The organism is Streptomyces sp. NBC_00885, from assembly GCF_045207475.1.
In the GTDB taxonomy this organism is placed as follows: domain Bacteria; phylum Actinomycetota; class Actinomycetes; order Streptomycetales; family Streptomycetaceae; genus Streptomyces.
In genome coordinates this window covers 2453806-2472317 of record NZ_CP108796.1, presented here as the reverse complement: position 1 = coordinate 2472317, position 18512 = coordinate 2453806, and the positions used below count along the sequence as shown (strand labels likewise).

The 18512-nt window shown below is 69.4% G+C and carries 15 protein-coding genes; 11 read left to right on the top strand and 4 right to left on the bottom strand.

All coding sequences use genetic code 11. The annotated features are described in order from the left end of the window. Positions 1-99 precede the first annotated feature (99 nt). The 5 genes from OHA61_RS10805 (at position 100) to serA (ending at position 8503) form a co-directional block, all read left to right on the top strand. Entirely contained in the window at positions 100-2928 is a 2829-nt protein-coding gene (locus tag OHA61_RS10805; protein ID WP_389372807.1) for a putative bifunctional diguanylate cyclase/phosphodiesterase, read from the top strand. A gap of 204 nt (positions 2929-3132) precedes the next feature. After that, a complete protein-coding gene (locus OHA61_RS10800; protein ID WP_406302905.1) occupies positions 3133-5019 on the top strand; it encodes an acetolactate synthase large subunit in 1887 nt (628 codons plus the stop codon). 26 nt (positions 5020-5045) lie between these two features. Beyond that, complete coding sequence (gene ilvN / locus OHA61_RS10795) at positions 5046-5570, top strand: acetolactate synthase small subunit (RefSeq protein WP_324988442.1); 525 nt, start codon at positions 5046-5048, stop codon at positions 5568-5570. 74 nt (positions 5571-5644) lie between these two features. Continuing rightward, positions 5645-6646 (top strand): ketol-acid reductoisomerase, encoded by a 1002-nt coding sequence (ilvC, locus tag OHA61_RS10790; RefSeq protein WP_361906213.1) that lies wholly within the window; start codon positions 5645-5647, stop codon positions 6644-6646. 264 nt (positions 6647-6910) lie between these two features. Then, positions 6911-8503, top strand: coding sequence for a phosphoglycerate dehydrogenase (serA, locus tag OHA61_RS10785; protein ID WP_406302904.1), 1593 nt, complete (start codon positions 6911-6913; stop codon positions 8501-8503). 126 nt (positions 8504-8629) lie between these two features. Here serA and OHA61_RS10780 read toward each other — a convergent pair whose 3' ends face one another. Further along, positions 8630-10213, bottom strand: a complete 1584-nt coding sequence (locus OHA61_RS10780) for an MFS transporter (protein WP_406302903.1) — start codon at positions 10211-10213, stop codon at positions 8630-8632. A gap of 96 nt (positions 10214-10309) precedes the next feature. On the opposite strand from OHA61_RS10780, the gene OHA61_RS10775 reads away from it, so the two are divergent. Next, the gene (locus OHA61_RS10775) at positions 10310-10897 is read left to right on the top strand and encodes a TetR/AcrR family transcriptional regulator (RefSeq protein ID WP_406302902.1); all 588 of its coding nucleotides are present in this window, start codon (positions 10310-10312) and stop codon (positions 10895-10897) included. Here OHA61_RS10775 and OHA61_RS10770 read toward each other — a convergent pair. Next, positions 10892-12130, bottom strand: coding sequence for a PucR family transcriptional regulator (locus OHA61_RS10770; RefSeq protein ID WP_406302901.1), 1239 nt, complete (start codon positions 12128-12130; stop codon positions 10892-10894). The genes OHA61_RS10775 and OHA61_RS10770 overlap by 6 nt on opposite strands. A gap of 175 nt (positions 12131-12305) precedes the next feature. On the opposite strand from OHA61_RS10770, the gene OHA61_RS10765 reads away from it, so the two are divergent. From OHA61_RS10765 to OHA61_RS10755, 3 genes are all read left to right on the top strand, one after another. Continuing rightward, positions 12306-13232, top strand: coding sequence for a proline dehydrogenase family protein (locus tag OHA61_RS10765; RefSeq protein ID WP_406302900.1), 927 nt, complete (start codon positions 12306-12308; stop codon positions 13230-13232). A 35-nt stretch (positions 13233-13267) separates the two neighbouring features. Then, a complete protein-coding gene (gene pruA / locus OHA61_RS10760) occupies positions 13268-14899 on the top strand; it encodes an L-glutamate gamma-semialdehyde dehydrogenase (protein ID WP_406302899.1) in 1632 nt (543 codons plus the stop codon). A gap of 146 nt (positions 14900-15045) precedes the next feature. Continuing rightward, on the top strand, positions 15046-15285 hold the full coding sequence (locus tag OHA61_RS10755) for a hypothetical protein (protein ID WP_324978975.1): 240 nt from the start codon (positions 15046-15048) through the stop codon (positions 15283-15285). A gap of 5 nt (positions 15286-15290) precedes the next feature. Here the strand turns inward: OHA61_RS10755 and OHA61_RS10750 are convergent, their stop codons facing one another. Together OHA61_RS10750 and OHA61_RS10745 are read right to left on the bottom strand one after the other, a co-directional pair. Then, positions 15291-15656: an ArsR/SmtB family transcription factor gene (locus OHA61_RS10750; protein WP_406302898.1), complete on the bottom strand. Its 366-nt coding sequence runs from the start codon at positions 15654-15656 to the stop codon at positions 15291-15293. Next, the gene (locus OHA61_RS10745; RefSeq protein ID WP_389372798.1) at positions 15653-16108 is read right to left on the bottom strand and encodes an SRPBCC family protein; all 456 of its coding nucleotides are present in this window, start codon (positions 16106-16108) and stop codon (positions 15653-15655) included. Before OHA61_RS10745 ends, OHA61_RS10750 begins: the two co-directional genes overlap by 4 nt. 105 nt (positions 16109-16213) lie before the next feature. Between OHA61_RS10745 and OHA61_RS10740 the strand changes: the two genes are divergently transcribed. Further along, positions 16214-16756, top strand: coding sequence for a GNAT family N-acetyltransferase (locus tag OHA61_RS10740; protein WP_406302897.1), 543 nt, complete (start codon positions 16214-16216; stop codon positions 16754-16756). 220 nt (positions 16757-16976) lie between these two features. Continuing rightward, positions 16977-18260 carry a phosphatase PAP2 family protein gene (locus OHA61_RS10735; protein WP_406302896.1) on the top strand — a complete coding sequence of 428 codons (1284 nt, stop codon included), beginning with the start codon at positions 16977-16979 and terminating at the stop codon, positions 18258-18260. Positions 18261-18512 lie beyond the last annotated feature (252 nt).

Below are 18512 nucleotides of genomic sequence, written 5' to 3'. Positions count from 1 at the left end.
GCCGGTCGAACCGGCCACGGTCCCACTGCCGGCGGTCGGGCGGGCGCAGGCCGAACCGGCGACGGTCAGGCAGACGGCGGTGCTCCCCGGGGCAGCCCGGTGAGCGCCCCGAGTGCGCTCCTGTCCCGGCAGGCGGTTCCCGGCGGCGGCACGGGACTGCTGCCCCGGCTCCTCCTCGCCGGGGTCTGCGCCGGGTACGGCGTGGGCGCCGCCTTCGGCTGGGGCTCGCCCGAAGTCGCCCTGATCATGGGCGACTTCGGACTGAGCGCCGCAGCCCTGATCGCCGCCGTCTCCTGCCTTCTCTACGCCCGCCCGGGGAAGGGCCGGTTTCGGCCCGCCTGGCTGCTGTTCGCGCTCTCCTCCGCGATGGCCTCCGGCGGCAACGCCGTCTGGGGGTGGTACGAGGTCGTGCTGCACCGAGAGGTACCGAGCCCCTCCATCGCCGATCTGTTCTTCCTCTGCTTCGCACCGCCGGCCATCGTGGGCCTCCTCGTCCTCGCCAAGCGACCGGTCACCCGGGCCGGCTGGGTCTGTCTCGCGCTGGACGCCTGGCTTATCGGCGGCTCGCTGCTGACCCTGTCGTGGAGTCTCGCGCTCGCCCACACCGCGCATGTGCAGGGCGAGAGCGTGGCCCCCGCCGCGCTCGCGCTCGCCTATCCGCTGCTCGACATCGTGCTGGTCAGCATGGTGCTCGCGCTGCACTTCCGGCGCCCGGCCGCCAACCGCGCCGCGGTGAACACCGCCATCGCCGCGCTCGCCCTGACCGTCCTGTGCGATGCGCTGTTCACCTCGCAGCTGCTGCAGGACAGCTACCGCTCGGGCCAGCTCCTCGACGCCGGGTGGTTCGCCGGTTCGCTGCTTCTGGCGTACGCCCCCTGGGGCGCCCGCCGTCCGGTCGAGGCGACGCGCCCGCCGCGCGGCCCGCGCCACCCCAGCCGCCCCGTCGCGGGCTCTCTGGCCGCCCTCACGCCGTATCTCGCGGCCGCCGTGTGCACGCTCGGGATCCTCTACAACGTCATCGAGGGCCGCCGTGTGGACCGGGTCGTCGTCCTCACCGGCTGCACCGTCGTCCTCGCCCTGGTCGTCCGCCAGGGCATCATGCTGCTCGACAACATCGCCCTGACCCATGAACTGGCGCAGAAGGAGAACCACTTCCGCTCGCTGGTGCAGGGATCGAGCGATGTCATCATGATCGCCGCTCCCACCGGGATCCTTCGCTATGTCAGCCCGGCCGCCGCCGGTGTCTACGGCCGTGAGGCGGAGGAGCTCATCGGTTCCGAGCTGGCCTGTCTCATCCACCCGGAGGATCTCGGCCGGGTGGTCCGCGAAGTGCGCCGGTTTCTGGCCGCCCCTCCCGCCCAGGAGCCCACCACCCGGATCGAGTGCCGCTTCAGGTCCGGCACCGGCGACTGGCTCAATGTGGAGTCCACGGTCAACCGCCACCAGGGCGGCCTGATCTTCAACAGCCGGGATGTCACCGAACGGGTCCGTCTCCAGGCGCAGTTGCAGCACAACGCCGAGCACGACCCGCTCACCGACCTGCCCAACCGCGCGCTGTTCACCGAGCGCGTCCGCCAGGCGCTCACCGGCCGCCGCGCGGGCGACTCGGGCACCGCCGTGCTCTTCATCGACCTCGACGGCTTCAAGGGGGTCAACGACCGCCTGGGCCACCAGGCGGGCGACGAGCTGCTGATCCAGGCGGCCCGCCGCCTCCAGGATTCGGTACGTACCGGGGACACCGCCGCCCGGCTCGGCGGTGACGAGTTCGCCGCCCTCATCGTCGGCGACGGCTCCCGTGACGTCTCGGCCCGTGAGTACCAGGTGCGGGAGATCGCCGACCGGCTGCGCCTGACCCTCTCCCAGCCGTACCGCATCGACGGCAGCGAAGTGCGGGTGGCCGCCTCCATCGGGGTGGCCTTCGCCGAGCCCGGCATCACACCCACCGACCTGATGCGCAACGCCGACCTCGCCATGTACCGCGCCAAGGCGGCGGGCAAGGACCGCGTCGAGCTGTACGCACCGCAGATGCAGGCCGAGGTGGTACGCCGCAGCGAGCTGGCCGCCCGGCTGCGCAGTGCCCTGCACGAGGGCGAGTTCGCGCTGCTGCACCAGCCCGTGGTGAGCCTCGCCACCGGGCGCGTCGCCGCCGTGGCCGCCCAGGCCCGCTGGCGCTCGTCCCAGGGGATCCTGTTCACGCCTGCCGAGTTCCTGCGGGTTGCGGACGCCGCCGCGGAGACCCAGGAGGGCATCCGCACCGCCGAGCTCGGCCGCTGGCTGCTCGAGGAGGCCGTGGAGCAGGCCGCCGAGCGCGGCAGGCTGGGCCACCGGGTGCCCGTGTCCGTACGGCTCTCGGCCCCCCGGCTGCTGGACAAGTCGCTGCCGCTCGGCTCCATCGAGGCCCTGCTCACCCGGCACGGGCTGCCGTCGGGCGCCCTGATCATCGAGCTCGCCGACAGCGATCCGCGGATCTCCTTCGACGATCTGGAGCAGCGCCTGGTCGCGCTGCGCAGACTCGGCGTACGGATCGCGCTGGACGGCATCGGCAGCGGTTACGCCGCGATCAACGCACTGCGCAGGCTCCCCGTGGACGTACTGAAACTGGACAGGGGTCTGGTGGAGGGTGTCGTCGAGTCCGCGCGGCTGCACAAGATCACCGCGGGGCTGCTGCGGATCGCCTGCGATCTCGGCATGCAGTCCGTGGCCGACGGTGTCGATGTGCCGGAGCAGGTGCTCGCTCTGCGCGCCATGGGGTGCACGCACGGTCAGGGCATGGCATTCTCCGGAGCACTGGACGAGTACCGGCTGCGCCGTGCTCTGGTGCGCGGCGAGTTCCCGGTGCCCGGCGGAATCGCCTTGCCCGCGTTGACGGGTGGCGCGTTCCCTGCCCGCAATGGCTCAAATAGTGAGACGCGCGTCCCACCCACTTGACACTGACAGTGCGCCGGGGGGAGGGTCAGTGCCATGCGCACCCGAATTCTCGTACTTGGAAAGCGCGTCGGCTGAGCAGGGCCTCATGAAAACCCTGCAGACCCCTCCCGACGCGCTCCCCTCGCTTGCCACACGGCACGAGGGGTTTTTTGTTGCACTGGAACACCCCAAACCCTCGCAAAAACCCTCAGCTTCGAGAAGAGAATGCCGATGACCGAGCAGGCCACCGGGGCCCACCATCCGCAGCCGCGGGCCCGTACCGGCGGACAGCCGACCGCCGCAGTTGAGCACGTCACGGGCGCGCAGTCCCTCATCCGTTCTCTCGAGGAAGTGGGGGCCGACACGGTGTTCGGCATCCCCGGCGGCGCCATCCTCCCCGCGTACGACCCGATGATGGACTCCACCAAGGTCCGCCACGTCCTGGTCCGCCACGAGCAGGGCGCCGGCCACGCGGCCACCGGTTACGCGCAGGCCACCGGCAAGGTCGGCGTCTGCATGGCCACCTCGGGCCCCGGCGCCACCAACCTGGTCACCCCGATCGCCGACGCCCACATGGACTCCGTGCCGCTGGTCGCGATCACCGGCCAGGTGGCCTCCAAGGCGATCGGCACGGACGCCTTCCAGGAGGCGGACATCTGCGGCATCACGATGCCGATCACGAAGCACAACTTCCTGGTCACCAAGGCCGACGACATCCCGCGCACCATCGCCGAGGCGTTCCACATCGCCGCGACGGGACGCCCGGGCCCGGTCCTGGTCGACATCGCCAAGGACGCGCTGCAGGCACAGACGGTCTTCAGCTGGCCGCCGCAGACCGACCTGCCCGGCTACCGGCCCGTGACCAAGCCGCACGCCAAGCAGATCCGCGAGGCCGCCAAGCTGATCGTCCAGGCCAAGCGCCCCGTTCTGTACGTCGGCGGCGGCGTCCTCAAGGCCGGCGCCACCACCGAGCTCAAGGTTCTCGCCGAGCTCACCGGAGCCCCCGTCACCACCACCCTGATGGCGCTGGGCGCGTTCCCCGACAGCCACCCGCTGCACGTGGGAATGCCGGGCATGCACGGTGCGGTCACCGCCGTCACCGCGCTGCAGAAGGCCGACCTGATCGTCGCCCTCGGAGCCCGTTTCGACGACCGCGTCACCGGAAAGCTGGACAGCTTCGCCCCGTACGCGAAGATCGTCCACGCCGACATCGACCCGGCCGAGATCGGCAAGAACCGCACCGCCGACGTCCCGATCGTCGGGGACGCCCGCGAGGTCATCGCCGACCTGGTCCAGGCCGTCCAGGCCGAGCACAGCGACGGCCACACCGGCGACTACAGCGCCTGGTGGAAGGACCTCAGCCGCTGGCGCGAGACCTACCCGCTCGGCTACGACCAACCGGACGACGGCAGCCTCTCGCCGCAGCAGGTCATCCAGCGCATCGGTGAGCTGGCCCCCGAGGGCACCATCTATGCCGCGGGCGTCGGCCAGCACCAGATGTGGGCCGCGCACTTCATCCAGTACGAGAAGCCCGCCACCTGGCTGAACTCCGGCGGCGCGGGGACGATGGGTTACGCGGTCCCGGCCGCGATGGGCGCCAAGGCGGGATTGCCCGACCGCACGGTCTGGGCGATCGACGGCGACGGCTGCTTCCAGATGACCAATCAGGAGCTCACCACCTGCGCCCTGAACAACATCCCGATCAAGGTCGCGATCATCAACAATGGCGCGCTGGGGATGGTCCGCCAGTGGCAGACACTGTTCTACAACCAGCGCTACTCCAGCACCGTCCTGCACGCCGACGACACGGGCCACCATGTGGCGGGCTCCCAGGTCGGCGCGAGCACCACGGCACGCAAGGGCACCCGCGTCCCGGACTTCGTCAAGCTGTCCGAGGCCATGGGCTGCCACGCGATCCGCTGTGAGTCCCCGGACGACCTGGACAAGGTCATCGCCGAGGCCAATGCGATCAACGACCGCCCTGTCGTGATCGACTTCATCGTCCACGAGGACGCGCAGGTCTGGCCGATGGTCGCCGCGGGCACCTCCAACGACGAGGTCATGGCGGCGCGCGGCGTCCGCCCCGACTTCGGCGACAACGAAGACGACTGAGAGCCGTAGGAAGAGGAACGACGACCATGTCCAAGCACACGCTCTCCGTCCTGGTCGAGAACACGCCAGGCATCCTCGCCCGGATCGCCGCGCTGTTCTCGCGCCGCGGGTTCAATATCGACTCGCTCGCTGTCGGCGTCACCGAGCACCCCGACATCTCCCGCATCACGATCGTGGTCAATGTCGAGGACCTGCCGCTGGAGCAGGTGACCAAGCAGCTCAACAAGCTCGTCAACGTTCTGAAGATCGTCGAACTCGAGCCCGCCGGTGCGATCCAGCGCGAACTCGTTCTGGTGAAGGTCCGCGCCGACAACGAGACCCGCTCGCAGATCGTCGAGATCGTCTCGCTGTTCCGCGCCAAGACCGTGGACGTCTCTCCCGAGGCGGTCACGATCGAGGCCACCGGCGGTGCCGACAAGCTGGACGCCATGCTCAAGATGCTGGAGCAGTTCGGCATCAAGGAGCTCGTCCAGTCCGGCACGATCGCCATAGGGCGCGGTGCCCGGTCCATCACCGACCGGTCCCTGCGGGCCCTCGACCGTTCCGCCTAGCGAGACCCCTCACCTTCCTCACCCCCTCCCGCCGTACGGTGGGACGCAACACTGCACACCAAGGAGATATCCCAGTGGCCGAGCTGTTCTACGACGACGATGCCGACCTGTCCATCATCCAGAACCGCAAGGTCGCGGTCATCGGCTACGGCAGCCAGGGCCACGCCCACGCGCTGTCGCTGCGTGACTCGGGTGTCGACGTCCGTGTCGGTCTGCACGAGGGCTCCAAGTCCAAGGCCAAGGCCGAGGAACAGGGCCTGCGCGTGGTGACGCCTGCCGAGGCGGCGGCCGAGGCCGACGTCATCATGATCCTCATCCCGGACCCGATCCAGGCCCAGGTGTACGAGGAGTCCATCAAGGACAACCTGAAGGACGGCGACGCGCTGTTCTTCGCCCACGGCTTCAACGTCCGCTTCGGCTTCATCAAGGTTCCGGCCGGTGTGGACGTCGCCCTCGTCGCCCCCAAGGGCCCGGGCCACCTGGTCCGCCGCCAGTACGAGGAGGGCCGCGGCGTTCCGGCGATCGCCGCCGTCGAGCAGGACGCCTCCGGCAACGCGTTCGCGCTGGCGCTCTCGTACGCCAAGGCCATCGGCGGCACCCGCGCCGGCGTCATCAAGACCACCTTCACCGAGGAGACCGAGACCGACCTGTTCGGTGAGCAGGCCGTCCTCTGCGGTGGCACGTCCGCGCTGGTCAAGGCGGGCTTCGAGACCCTGGTCGAGGCCGGCTACCAGCCGGAGATCGCGTACTTCGAGTGCCTCCACGAGCTGAAGCTGATCGTGGACCTGATGTACGAGGGCGGCCTGGAGAAGATGCGCTGGTCGGTCTCCGAGACCGCCGAGTGGGGCGACTACGTCACCGGCCCCCGCATCATCACGGACCAGACCAAGGCCGAGATGAAGAAGGTCCTCTCCGAGATCCAGGACGGCACCTTCGCCCAGAACTGGATGGACGAGTACCACGGCGGTCTGAAGAAGTACAACGAGTACAAGACGCAGGACGAGAACCACCTGCTGGAGACCACCGGCAAGGAGCTTCGCAAGCTCATGAGCTGGGTCGACAACGAAGAGGCGTAAGCCCGTGGGCCGCCGGGGGGCCGGGACCGAAGTGTCCCGGTCCCCCGCCACCGTGTTCCGCCGCGTTCGGGTGCTTCTCCACCCTGTCCAGCCACGGACGGGTGATCCTGCCTTCGAGGCGCAAGCCGCACCGCTCGGCACCACTACACTTCTAAACCACATACGCGTCAGGCCCACAGTGTCGTGCGTCTTCCACGCGGCTAGCCCCCTCCACCGCCTGCGGCCGTCGGGACGGCCGTCCGCACTGGATTTGTGAGGACTCACGTGAGCTCGAAACCTGTCGTACTCATCGCTGAAGAGCTGTCGCCCGCCACCGTCGACGCGCTGGGCCCGGACTTCGAGATCCGGCACTGCAACGGCGCCGACCGCGCCGAGCTGCTCCCCGCCATCGCCGATGTCGACGCGATCCTCGTACGCAGCGCCACCAAGGTCGACGCCGAGGCCATCACCGCCGCGAAGAAGCTTCGCGTCGTCGCCCGCGCGGGCGTCGGACTGGACAATGTCGACGTCTCCGTCGCCACCAAGGCCGGCGTGATGGTCGTCAACGCCCCCACGTCGAACATCGTCACCGCCGCCGAGCTCGCCTGCGGTCTGCTGGTCGCCACCGCGCGCAATATCCCGCAGGCCAACACCGCCCTGAAGAACGGCGAGTGGAAGCGCTCCAAGTACACCGGTGTCGAGCTGAGCGAGAAGACCCTCGGCGTGGTCGGCCTCGGCCGCATCGGCGTGCTGGTCGCCCAGCGGATGTCCGCCTTCGGCATGAAGATCGTCGCGTACGACCCCTACGTACAGCCCGCGCGCGCCGCGCAGATGGGCGTCAAGCTGCTGACGCTCGACGAGCTGCTCGAGGTCTCCGACTTCATCACCGTCCACCTGCCCAAGACCCCCGAGACCCTCGGGCTGATCGGCCACGAGGCGCTGCACAAGGTCAAGCCCTCGGTCCGGATCGTCAACGCCGCGCGCGGCGGGATCGTCGACGAGGAGGCGCTGTACTCGGCGCTCAAGGAGGGCCGGGTCGCCGGAGCGGGCCTGGACGTGTACGCCAAGGAGCCGTGCACCGACTCCCCGCTCTTCGAGCTCGACCAGGTCGTCTGCACCCCGCACCTCGGCGCGTCCACCGACGAGGCGCAGGAGAAGGCGGGTATCGCCGTTGCCCGCTCGGTGCGTCTCGCGCTCGCCGGTGAGCTCGTGCCGGACGCGGTGAACGTCCAGGGCGGCGTGATCGCCGAGGACGTGCGCCCGGGTCTGCCGCTCGCCGAGAAGCTCGGCCGGATCTTCACCGCGCTGGCGGGCGAGGTCGCGGTCCGTCTCGACGTCGAGGTGTACGGCGAGATCACCCAGCACGACGTCAAGGTGCTCGAACTGTCCGCGCTCAAGGGCGTGTTCGAGGATGTCGTCGACGAGACGGTCTCGTATGTCAACGCCCCGCTGTTCGCGCAGGAGCGCGGTGTCGAGGTCCGGCTGACGACGAGCTCGGAGTCCCCGGACCACCGCAACGTGGTCACCGTCCGCGGCACGCTCTCGGGCGGCGAGGAGGTGGCGGTCTCCGGCACGCTGGCCGGTCCCAAGCACCTCCAGAAGATCGTCGCCATCGGTGACTACGACATCGACCTGGCGCTCGCCGACCACATGGTCGTCCTGCGGTACATGGACCGCCCCGGCGTCGTCGGCACGGTCGGCCGGATCCTCGGTGAGGCCGGGCTGAACATCGCGGGCATGCAGGTCTCGCGCGCGGAGGAGGGCGGCGAGGCGGTCGTCGTGCTCACGGTGGACGACACGGTGCCGCCGGCGGTGCTGACGGAGATCGCGGACGAGATCGGCGCGGCGTCGGCGCGATCGGTGAACCTGACGGACTGACAGGCCGGGGGCGCTGCCCCCGGACCCCCGCGCCTCAAACGCCGGCGGGGCTGAGTTATTCAGCCCGTCCGGCGTTTGAGGACATGCGGCCGAAGGTCGCATTCGGGGTCTGGGGCGGAGCCCCGGTTACGGGAAGGGGCGGGGTGGGGGACTACAACGCCGCCAGCTCGTCCGCCCGCGCGTCCCCTTCCGCCCGCGCGTCCCCTTCCGCAACAGCACCCCCGCCAGCACCGCCGCCCCCACCAGCAGGACCCCCGCGCCCGCCGACGCCAGCTGCATCCCGTGCGTGAACGCCTCCCGGGCGGCGCCCAGGACCGAATCGCCGAGCTTCCCCGGCAGCTGCCCGGCGACCGCCGCCGCGCCGCCGAGTGTCTCGCGGACCGTGGCCAGCGCCCCGGCCGGCACACCCTGGGGCGCCGAGTCGGTGAGGTCCGCGCGGTAGACCGCCGTACCGATGGAGCCGAGCACCGCCATGCCCAGGGCTCCGCCGAACTCCTGGCCCGTCTCCAGCAGGGAAGCGGCCGAACCGGCCTTCTCCGCCGGGGCCGAGGCCAGCGCCAGGTCCGAGATCAGCGCCATGACGGTGACGATGCCGCAGCCGATGACGGCCGCGCCGGCCAGCAGCATCCAGAGCGAGTCCGTGCCGATGAGGGTGAGCAGGGCGAACCCGACGGCGGCGATCAGGAATCCGGCGGCGATGACATACGCCCGGTCGATCTTCTGGCCGACCGCGGCCGCGGTCGGGGCCGCGGCACCGACGGCCAGGGACGGGGCCAGGCTCCACAGCGCGGCCTCCATGGTGCCCATGCCGAGCACGGACTGCAGGTACTGGGTGGTGAAGTAGGCCGAGCCCATCATCGCGAAGGCGGCGACGGTGTTGAGCGCTATCCCTGAGCCGAAGACGCGGTCCCGGAACAGCTCCCGGCTGATCATCGCGTCGGTACGGCTCCGCTGGCGGCGTACGAAGAGCGCGCCGACGGCCAGACCGGCCGCGATGCACAGGGCATTCGCGAGGCTGAAGCCCTCGGCCGCGATCTCCTTCAGGCCGTACACCACCGGCAGGACGGCACCCATCGACAGCGGCACGCTCAGCAGGTCGAAACGGCCGGGTGCGGGGTCCTTGAACTCCGGTACCAGCACCGGGACCAGGATCAGCAGAAGCAGCATCGCGGGCACATTGATCAGGAAGACCGAGCCCCACCAGAAGTGGTCGAGCATGACGCCGCTCATCACCGAACCGAGGGCGATACCACCGGCCATGGCGCCCGACCAGATGCCGATGGCCTGACTGCGCTGCTTGTCCTCGTGGAACATGTTGCGGACCAGGGCCATGGTCGAGGGCATCAGGGTCGCCCCGCCGATGCCGAGCAACGCCCGTGCGGCGATGAGTATTTCGGCGCTCTGCGCGTACGCCGCGCCGACCGAGGCGATCCCGAAGGCCGTGGCCCCGATCAGCAGGAGCCTGCGGCGGCCGATGCGGTCGCCGAGCGAGCCCATGGTGATCAGGAGCCCGGCGAGGGCGAAGGCGTAGATGTCGAAGATCCACAGCTGCTGGGTGCTGCTGGGATCCAGTTCGCGGCTGATCGCCGGGATGGCGAAGTAGAGGACCGAGACGTCCATCGAGACCAGGAGGAGGGGCAGCAGGAGGACCACGAAGGCGGTCCATTCCCGGCGGCCCGCACGCGGTGCGGAGGTGGTGGGAAGTGTCATGCGGAGCAATGTACGGGTGTATTAAACGTCTGTCTAGAACGAATGTATAAGACGAAGGTATAGGACAGCCGTATGGCGCGGCGGTACGCTTCTGGCATGGGACATCGCGAGGATCTGCTCGAAGGCGCAAAGCGCTGCCTGCTCGAGAAGGGCTTCGTGCGCACCACCGCGCGCGACATCGTCAAGGAGTCCGGGACGAACCTGGCGTCCATCGGCTACCACTACGGCTCGAAGGACGCGCTGCTCGCCGAGGCGTACATCGCCCTGGTCGAGGGCGTCTCGGACGACTTCGACGCGACGGAGCGGGCGACGACCGGGACGCGACCGGGTTCGCTGGAGAGATTCGAGGAGGTCTGGACGAACATCATCGCCACCATGTCCGGGCCCGACTCCCTGTGGCACCTCAGCATGGAGATCGTTGTCATGGGTGACCAACTGCCCGCGGTGCGAGATCACTTGGCCCAGGCCCAGCGTGAGGGCGCACGAGGGATCATCCCCATGCTGATGGGCGGTGAGGAGGCTGACGTCTCCGAGAAGGACGTCGACACGCTCGGCAAGTTCTACATGACCCTGATGATGGGCCTGATCGCCCAGTGGACCTTCGACCCCGGCACGGCCACACGGGCGGACGAGCTCACCGAGGGGCTGCGGCGCCTGATGAAGGCGGCCGGCGAGTCCTCATAGCCGGGCGGCTTTGAGCGCCATGTGCAGCAGCAGCCTGTCCTCGCCCTCGCCCAGGTCGAGGCCGGTGAGCTGCTCGACGCGGGAGAGCCGGTAGTAGAGCGTCTGCCGGTGGATGCCGAGCGCGGCCGCCGTGCGGCCCGCCTGGCCCGAGTGGTCGAGGAACACCTCGGCGGTGCGGGCCAGTTCGGCGTGGGACCGGTCGAGCAGTTCGCGTACGGCGGGGTCCTGCGGGCGGTCCGCGGGGAGCGCTGTCAGCATGCGGAACGGGCCGATCTCCGACCACTGCGCGACCGGGCCGAACCCGGGCTGCGCCCGTGCGGCGCGGGCCGCGGAAGTCGCCTCCAGCCAGGCGGTGTTGAGGTCGGTGAGGCCGCGGCGCGGGGTCGCGAGCCCGGCGGTCGCCCCGGCCGCGCCCGCATCCGCGCGCAGCCGGTCCGCGGAGGCGCGGACGGGCGAGAGCGCGTCGGCCGACCGCAGGCGTACGAGCACGGCGAGCGCGGATGCGCCCGGGACGTCGTCCCCGTCGGGCGCCTCCTTCGGGCCGCCGGCCGCAGGAGTGTCCACCCCCGTACCCGAAGCCGCGCCGGCGCCCGGCGAGCCGTTACCCCGTCGCACCGTGCACAGCGCCGCCGTCCCCGGCAGGGAGCGGGCCGTCGGGACGTCGGCCGCCGCCCACGGGCTCACGCACACCACCGTGTGCAGGCTGTCCGCGCCCGGGTCCCCCAGAGCCGTGCGCAGGGCGGCCACCGCCATGTCGTACTGCCAGCCGCGCTCCGCCGTCAGGACCGCGCGCAGCTCCCGCGACAAGTCCGCCCCCGCCCGCTCCTCGTCCGCGAGCAGCGTGCCGATCCGCGCCGTGACCTCCATCGCCGCGGCGAGCTGTGCCTCGGTGGGGCCGGGTGTCGCGTCGAGCAGCCATACGTAACCGAGCACGATGCCCCGGTGGCGTACGGGCAGACAGATCCGGTCCCGGTTGACCCCCGCGTCCGGGGCGGCCGGAATTCGGACCGGGCCGGTCGCGCGGGCGATGCCGAAGCCCTCGAACCAGGCGCGGACCGCCGGTGTGGACTTGCGGGTCAGGATCGAGCGGGTCCTGACGGGGTCCATCGCGGTGGCGTCGTCGCTGTCGTGCGCGCCGAAGGCGATCAGCCCGAAGTCGCGGTTCTCGAGCGTCGCGGGGACGGCCAGCAGAGCCGAGATCTCGTCGACCAGGTCCTGGTAATCGCCTTTCATTCGCACATTCTCGCACCCCCTTCAGACATATGTCTGAGATCCGGGCCACGGATGCGTGACAGCTGTCGATGGCAGAGGATCGGAGCGATCCTTAGGTTTCACGGTGGTTCTTCGTGCCGTTCCCGATTCGTTCGGTTCCGGCCTCCTTCTGCCCCTGTTTCCGTGGAGGTGCCCCGTGCTGGGTCCCGTGATCCTCGCCGCGTCCCGCAGCGACAAGATGCGACGTTTCGTCTCGGCCGCCCCGGGGACCAAGCAGGTCGTCTCGCGGTTCATCGCCGGTGAAACGGTCGAGCAGGTCATCCCGATCGTCAAGGAGACCGTCGCCAAGGGCCTAGAGGTCACCCTGGACGTCGTCGGCGAGGACATCACCACCCGCGAACAGGCCTACGCCGCGCGCGACGCCTACATGGAACTGATCGAGCACCTCGAAGACCTCGGCCTGGGCGCGAAGGCCGAGATGTCGGTCAAGCTGTCGATGTTCGGCCAGTCTTTGGAGGGCGGACACGAGCTGGCGCTCTCCAACATCCGGCCGGTGGTCGAGGCCGCCGCCTCGATCGGCACCACGGTCACCCTGGACGCCGAGGACCACACCACCCTCGACTCGATGTTCGCCATTCACGAGGAGCTGCGGAAGGACTATCCGCAGACCGGCTGTGTGATCCAGGCGTACCTCTTCCGCACCGAGGACGACGCCCGCCGGCTCGCCGAGGCCGGCAGCCGCGTCCGCCTCGTGAAGGGCGCGTACAAGGAGCCCGCGACTGTCGCGTACCAGAGCAAGGCGGAGATCGACAAGGCGTACGTCCGCATCCTCAAGATCCTCATGGAGGGCGAGGGTTACCCGATGATCGGGTCCCACGACCCGCGCCTCATCGCCGTCACCCAGGAGCTCGCCCGCCGTGCCGGGCGCAAACTGGACGAGTACGAATTCCAGATGCTGTACGGCATCCGCAGCGACGAGCACGTCCGGCTCGCGGCGGAGGGCCACCGGATGCGCGTCTACACGGCGTACGGAACCGACTGGTACGGCTACTTCATGCGCCGTCTCGCCGAGAAGCCGGCCAACCTGCTGTTCTTCGTCCGGTCGATGATCACCAAGGGCTGAGCCCTCCCACCCCTCATAAAGGAGTAACGGAACTCATGGACGCTGTCACCCAGGTCCCCGCCCCGGTCAACGAGCCGGTGCACGGCTACGCCCCCGGTTCCCCCGAGCGCGCCCGTCTGGAGGCCAAGCTCAAGGAGCTGTCCGAGAACCCGATCGAGCTGCCGATGACCATCGGCGGCGTCAGGCGGATGGGCGGCGGCGAGCGCTTCGACGTCGTACAGCCGCACAACCACAAGGCGGTCATCGGCACCTTCGCCGGGGCCACCCAGCAGGACGCGCAGGACGCGATCGATGCCGCGCTCGCCGCCGCCCCGGCCTGGCGCGCGATGTCCTTCGACGACCGTGCCGCGATCATCCTGCGCGCGGCCGAGCTGCTGGCCGGTCCGTGGCGCGAGACGCTCGCCGCCTCCACCATGCTGGGCCAGTCGAAGACCGTGCAGCAGGCCGAGATCGACACGCCCTGTGAGCTCGTCGACTTCTGGCGCTTCAACGTCAAGTACGCCCGCGACCTGCTCGCCGAGCAGCCGCCTGCCAACTCGCCGGGTGTGTGGAACCGACTGGACCACCGCCCGCTCGAAGGCTTCGTCTACGCGATCACGCCCTTCAACTTCACCGCGATCGCGGGCAACCTGCCCACCGCGCCCGCCCTGATGGGCAATGTCGTGGTGTGGAAGCCGTCCCCGACGCAGACGCACGCCGCCGTGCTGCTGATGCAGCTTCTGGAGGAGGCGGGCCTGCCCAAGGGCGTCATCAACCTGGTGACCGGTGACGGCATCGCCGTCTCCGAGGTGGCGCTGAACCACCCCGACCTGGCCGGTATCCACTTCACCGGCTCGACCAAGACCTTCCAGCACCTGTGGAAGACGGTCGGCAACAACATCGAGAAGTACCGCTCCTACCCGCGCATCGTCGGTGAGACGGGCGGCAAGGACTTCGTCGTCGCCCACCCGAGCGCCGACCGTGCCGTGCTGAAGACCGCGCTGACCCGTGGCTCCTTCGAGTTCCAGGGCCAGAAGTGCTCGGCGTCCTCGCGTGCCTACGTCCCCGCCTCGATCTGGAACTCCGGCTTCAAGGAGGAGTTCGCGGCCGAGGTCGACGGGATCAAGATGGGTGATGTCACGGACCTGTCGAACTTCATCGGTGCCGTGATCGACGAGCGGGCCTTCGCCAAGAACAAGGCCGCGATCGACCGCGCGAAGGCGGACCCGAGCTGCACGATCGTCGCGGGCGGGACCTACGACGACTCGGTCGGCTACTTCGTCCGCCCGACGGTCGTCGAGTGCTCGGACCCGGCCAACGAGGTATTCACGACCGAGTACTTCGGCCCGTTCCTCGCGATCCACGTCTACGAGGACGACCAGTACGACGCGATGCTGGAGCAGATGGAGTCGGTGTCGGCGTACGCCCTGACCGGTGCGGTCATCGCCAACGACCGTGCGGCGGCGGCCCACACGATGGAGAAGCTGCGGTACGCCGCGGGCAACTTCTACATCAACGACAAGTCCACCGGTGCGGTGGTCGGCCAGCAGCCCTTCGGCGGCGGTCGCGCTTCGGGCACCAACGACAAGGCGGGCGCCCCGCAGAACCTGATGCGCTGGACGCTGACCCGCGCGATCAAGGAGACGCTGGTCCCGCCGACCGACTACTCCTACCCGCACATGGGCTGACGCCCTCGCGTGAACGCCTGAGCGCCTGAGCGCCTGAAGGTGTGAACCCCTGAACCCCGCCCCCGCCCCGGCCCCCACGCCGGGCCGGGGGCGGTGCACGTCGTGGGGGTCTACGCTGCTTTCAGGGGCGCCGGAAGGAGGGCGTGATGCCAGGTTCAACGACGTTGAAGGCCGGGCACGGGGTCGATCCGGTCGAGCACACCGATGCTGTGCGGCTGGCCGCCGTACTGCGCGAACTGAGTGGCCTGCTGACCGTGGAGGGGCCGAACCGGCTCACCGACGCACAGGTCAGCGCCCTGTGCGGGGGACAGGTGCACCACCGGCAGGAGTTCGGCGAATGGGTCGCCCGGCTCACGCGCGAGCTCAGCCAGAAGGTGGCGGCGTAGGCGTCTCAGCCTTCGGTTTCCGCCTCCGCCTCCGCTTCCGTCTCTGCCTCGGCGATGCGCTTGATCGCCGAAAGCCGGGCGTCCCACTCCGAGGCCACACGGTCCATCCACCGCGCCGTGACACCCAGCCGGGCGGGCAGCACCGTATAGCGCGCCTCGCGGCCCTCCCGGTGTCCGGCCACCAGGCCGGCCCGGGCGAGGACCGCGAGATGCTTGACGATGGCCTGCCGGCTGACCGGCAGCTCCGTCGCCAGGACCGTGGCGGTCGCCTCGCCGTGCCCGGCGAGGGCGTCGAGTATCCGGCGGCGGGTCGGGTCGGCCAGCGCCGACAGGACCTCCGTCACGGCGTCCTGGCTCGATTCCGTTGTCATGCGGCGAGCTGCTCCGCGTACTTCTGGAGGTTGCCGACCACCTCTGTCCAGCCTGTCGAGTGGCTGTCGTATCCGGCGGTGGCGGTCTTGTCCTCGGGGATGGCGAGGGCGGCGAAGCCCGTCTCCACCACCCGCAGATGGGTGCCGTCGCCATCCGGGGTGAGGGTGAACTCCACCAGCGTGGAGTTGCCCTCGACGGCCTGCTCCCCGGGAAAGGCGCTCGCCCAGCGGTACGAGAGGTGGTGCGGCGGGTCGACCTTCACGATCGTGGTCGGGAACTGCCCGTACTCGCCGTGGTCGAGTTGCATGGTCCCACCCGGGCGCAGGTCGACCGGGGTCGGCCTGCCCTGGCCGAACCACGAGCCGACGTGCTCGGGCTCGGTGAGGACGGCCCACACGCGTTCCACCGGTGCGGCGATGGTGATCTCTCGTTCGATGCGGTCCCTGCTCATGATCCCTGCCTCCTGCTCGGCTGTAACGTGCTACTCAATGGTTGCACGTCCCGGAGGGTGGTGCAACCCTCTGGTTGCACTAGAGGCCCTGGGAGGATGCCGAGCATGAGTGAGACGCTGCGCACCGCCCACACCTTCGAACTCAGCTCCGCCGAACTCCTGCAGATCCGCACCCTGTTGACCGATGCGTTCCACGGGAACTTCAGCGACGACGACTGGGACCACGGACTGGGCGGCGTCCATGCGCTGGTGCATGAGGACGGGGAGCTCGTCGCGCACGGCAGCGTGATCCAGCGCCGGGTGATCCACCGGGGCCGCTCACTGCGCATCGGATACGCCGAGGCTGTGGCCGTACGCGCCGACTGGCGGCGGCGCGGGCTCGGCGGCCTGGTGATGGAAATGCTGGAGCGGGTGATCGACGGGGCGTACGACTTCGGTGCGCTCTCCGCCTCCGACGACGGGGCCGAGCTGTACCGGGCGCGCGGCTGGCGGCTGTGGCGTGGCCGGATCGAAGCGCTCGGCCCGAGCGGAGTGGTGCACCTCCCGGACGAGGAGGACACGACCTATCTGCGGCCCGCCGCCGCCGGTCCGCTGCCCGACCCGTCCGCCGCGCTGCTCTTCGACTGGCGCGACGGCGACGTCCTCTAACCCGGCAGCGGCTCAGATCGCCCCGGCGTCCCGCGCCGTCCACACCGACGGTTGTTCGACGTACCCGGGATCTGTGAAACTCACGTGCTCCGCTAGCATGTTCGAGCTCACAAAACGATCATATGAATTATGACAAATCGGCTGAAAATTGATATCTGAGGTAACGCGAGAGCGAATTGAGGGCAGCCTTCGGTTGGCTGCATGGCGTCAACCACGCGTCATGCTGTGGGCCGCGGTGGGTGTGGTGGGCCTCGGATTCCTCATTGCACTGGAGGTCGCCGCGCGTAGGTACGGCGAGCGGGGGCCGATCACCGACCAGGCGCGAGAGGTGATATTCGCCCCCAAATCGGGCACGGTGTTGTACGTCAGTATGGCGCTGATGATGGTGGTGCTCACCTGGCGGCAGCGGTTCATCGCAGTCGGCGCCGCGATCGGCATCGATGTCGTCTTCTGGCTTGTGCGCAGGGCCGTCGGCGCCGAAATGATGTACGGCAACGGCGCGTTGTGGGTGACTTTGGCCTGTGCTGTCATCGCCGTCACGCGCCGCACCGGCCGTGACCGCGTCCTGCTGCTGAAAGGCGTCGGACTCGCCCTGCTGCTGGTGGCCGGCCGCAAGACCGGCTACGCCTGGCTGCTGATCACGTCGAAGACCCGCCCGGCGGTGCTCGACCAGTACGTGGCAGCCGCCGATCACGCGTTGGGCAATCCGTCGTGGCTGGTAGGCCGGATTGTCGCGGCCACCGGCACGGTCGGCGCCCAGGTTCTCAACTGGGTCTACGTTCAGCTCGCGGTGGGCGCCGTCGTCGTCGCGGTGTACCAGCTGCGCAACGTGGCGGTCGAGCGCCGCTTCCCGGGCCATCACCTGGTGAGCACCTTTCTGGTCATCGGCCTGCTCGGGCCAGGCATCTACATGATCTACCCGGTGGTCGGACCGATCTTCGCCTACGGTGCCGACGGGGGGCACTGGGCGGTGGCCAACCTGTGGCCGGACACGCCGCCGCCTGTCGGTACCCCGCACCCGATGCCCTTCGACGAGATCACCCCGCGCAATTGCATGCCCAGTCTGCACACGGCGTGGGCCACCGCGATCTTCATTCATTCCCGCAAGGGCCCGCGGGCGCTGCGATTCGCGGGCACGTTCTGGCTGATCGCCACGCTCGGCGCAACGCTGGGCTTCGGCTACCACTACGGCGCGGACATCATCGCCGGTGTGGTGTTCACGCTCACGATCGAGACGGCTCTGCGCTCGCGAGACCGCGGCTGGGACCGGTCGGGAATCCAGCTGGTCGTCTACGGCGCCGCGGTCTTCGCTGCGCTCTTGGCGTCGTATCGCTATCTGTCGACGGAGATGGCCAAACATCCGTGGGTGTTCGGGCCACTGCTCATTCTGGCGACGACCTCAGTGGTCTACGGCTACGTACGGACCACCAAGCTGTGGGAACGGAAGGCAGTGTCGGCGCATCTGCCGGAACCGCGACGCGAAGCGCAGCCCGCACTGGTTTGAGTCATGGTGCCGGTCGAGTTTGCCGGTCGGCGACAAAAGTGTCGCCGTCAGGGCCCTGATCCGCGAGCTGAGAGCCCTGTTCAGGTGGTCGCCGTCTCAGATAGTAGGAAGTCCGACTAATTGTGGAGACAGGAGCGCGTACCTGTCCTAGCTTTGTAGAAGCCGAACGTCTCGCTCGATCCAGCGAATGGCGGTCGTGAGCACGTGCCCACAAGCAGGCAACCCCTGCGGCACCGCTCCCCGCCCCTTCCG

Bases quoted from the DNA above. Each gene is read 5' to 3' on its own strand.
- OHA61_RS10750 (WP_406302898.1), bottom strand. From the start codon at position 15,656: ATGACAACGGAATCGAGCCAGGACGCCGTGACGGAGGTCCTGTCGGCG.
- OHA61_RS10800 (WP_406302905.1), top strand. From the start codon at position 3,133: ATGCCGATGACCGAGCAGGCCACCGGGGCCCACCATCCGCAGCCGCGG.
- pruA (WP_406302899.1), top strand. From the start codon at position 13,268: ATGGACGCTGTCACCCAGGTCCCCGCCCCGGTCAACGAGCCGGTGCAC.
- OHA61_RS10740 (WP_406302897.1), top strand. From the start codon at position 16,214: ATGAGTGAGACGCTGCGCACCGCCCACACCTTCGAACTCAGCTCCGCC.
- ilvN (WP_324988442.1), top strand. From the start codon at position 5,046: ATGTCCAAGCACACGCTCTCCGTCCTGGTCGAGAACACGCCAGGCATC.
- OHA61_RS10745 (WP_389372798.1), bottom strand. From the start codon at position 16,108: ATGAGCAGGGACCGCATCGAACGAGAGATCACCATCGCCGCACCGGTG.
- OHA61_RS10775 (WP_406302902.1), top strand. From the start codon at position 10,310: ATGGGACATCGCGAGGATCTGCTCGAAGGCGCAAAGCGCTGCCTGCTC.
- OHA61_RS10755 (WP_324978975.1), top strand. From the start codon at position 15,046: ATGCCAGGTTCAACGACGTTGAAGGCCGGGCACGGGGTCGATCCGGTC.
- OHA61_RS10735 (WP_406302896.1), top strand. From the start codon at position 16,977: ATGCTGTGGGCCGCGGTGGGTGTGGTGGGCCTCGGATTCCTCATTGCA.
- OHA61_RS10770 (WP_406302901.1), bottom strand. From the start codon at position 12,130: ATGAAAGGCGATTACCAGGACCTGGTCGACGAGATCTCGGCTCTGCTG.
- OHA61_RS10780 (WP_406302903.1), bottom strand. From the start codon at position 10,213: ATGACACTTCCCACCACCTCCGCACCGCGTGCGGGCCGCCGGGAATGG.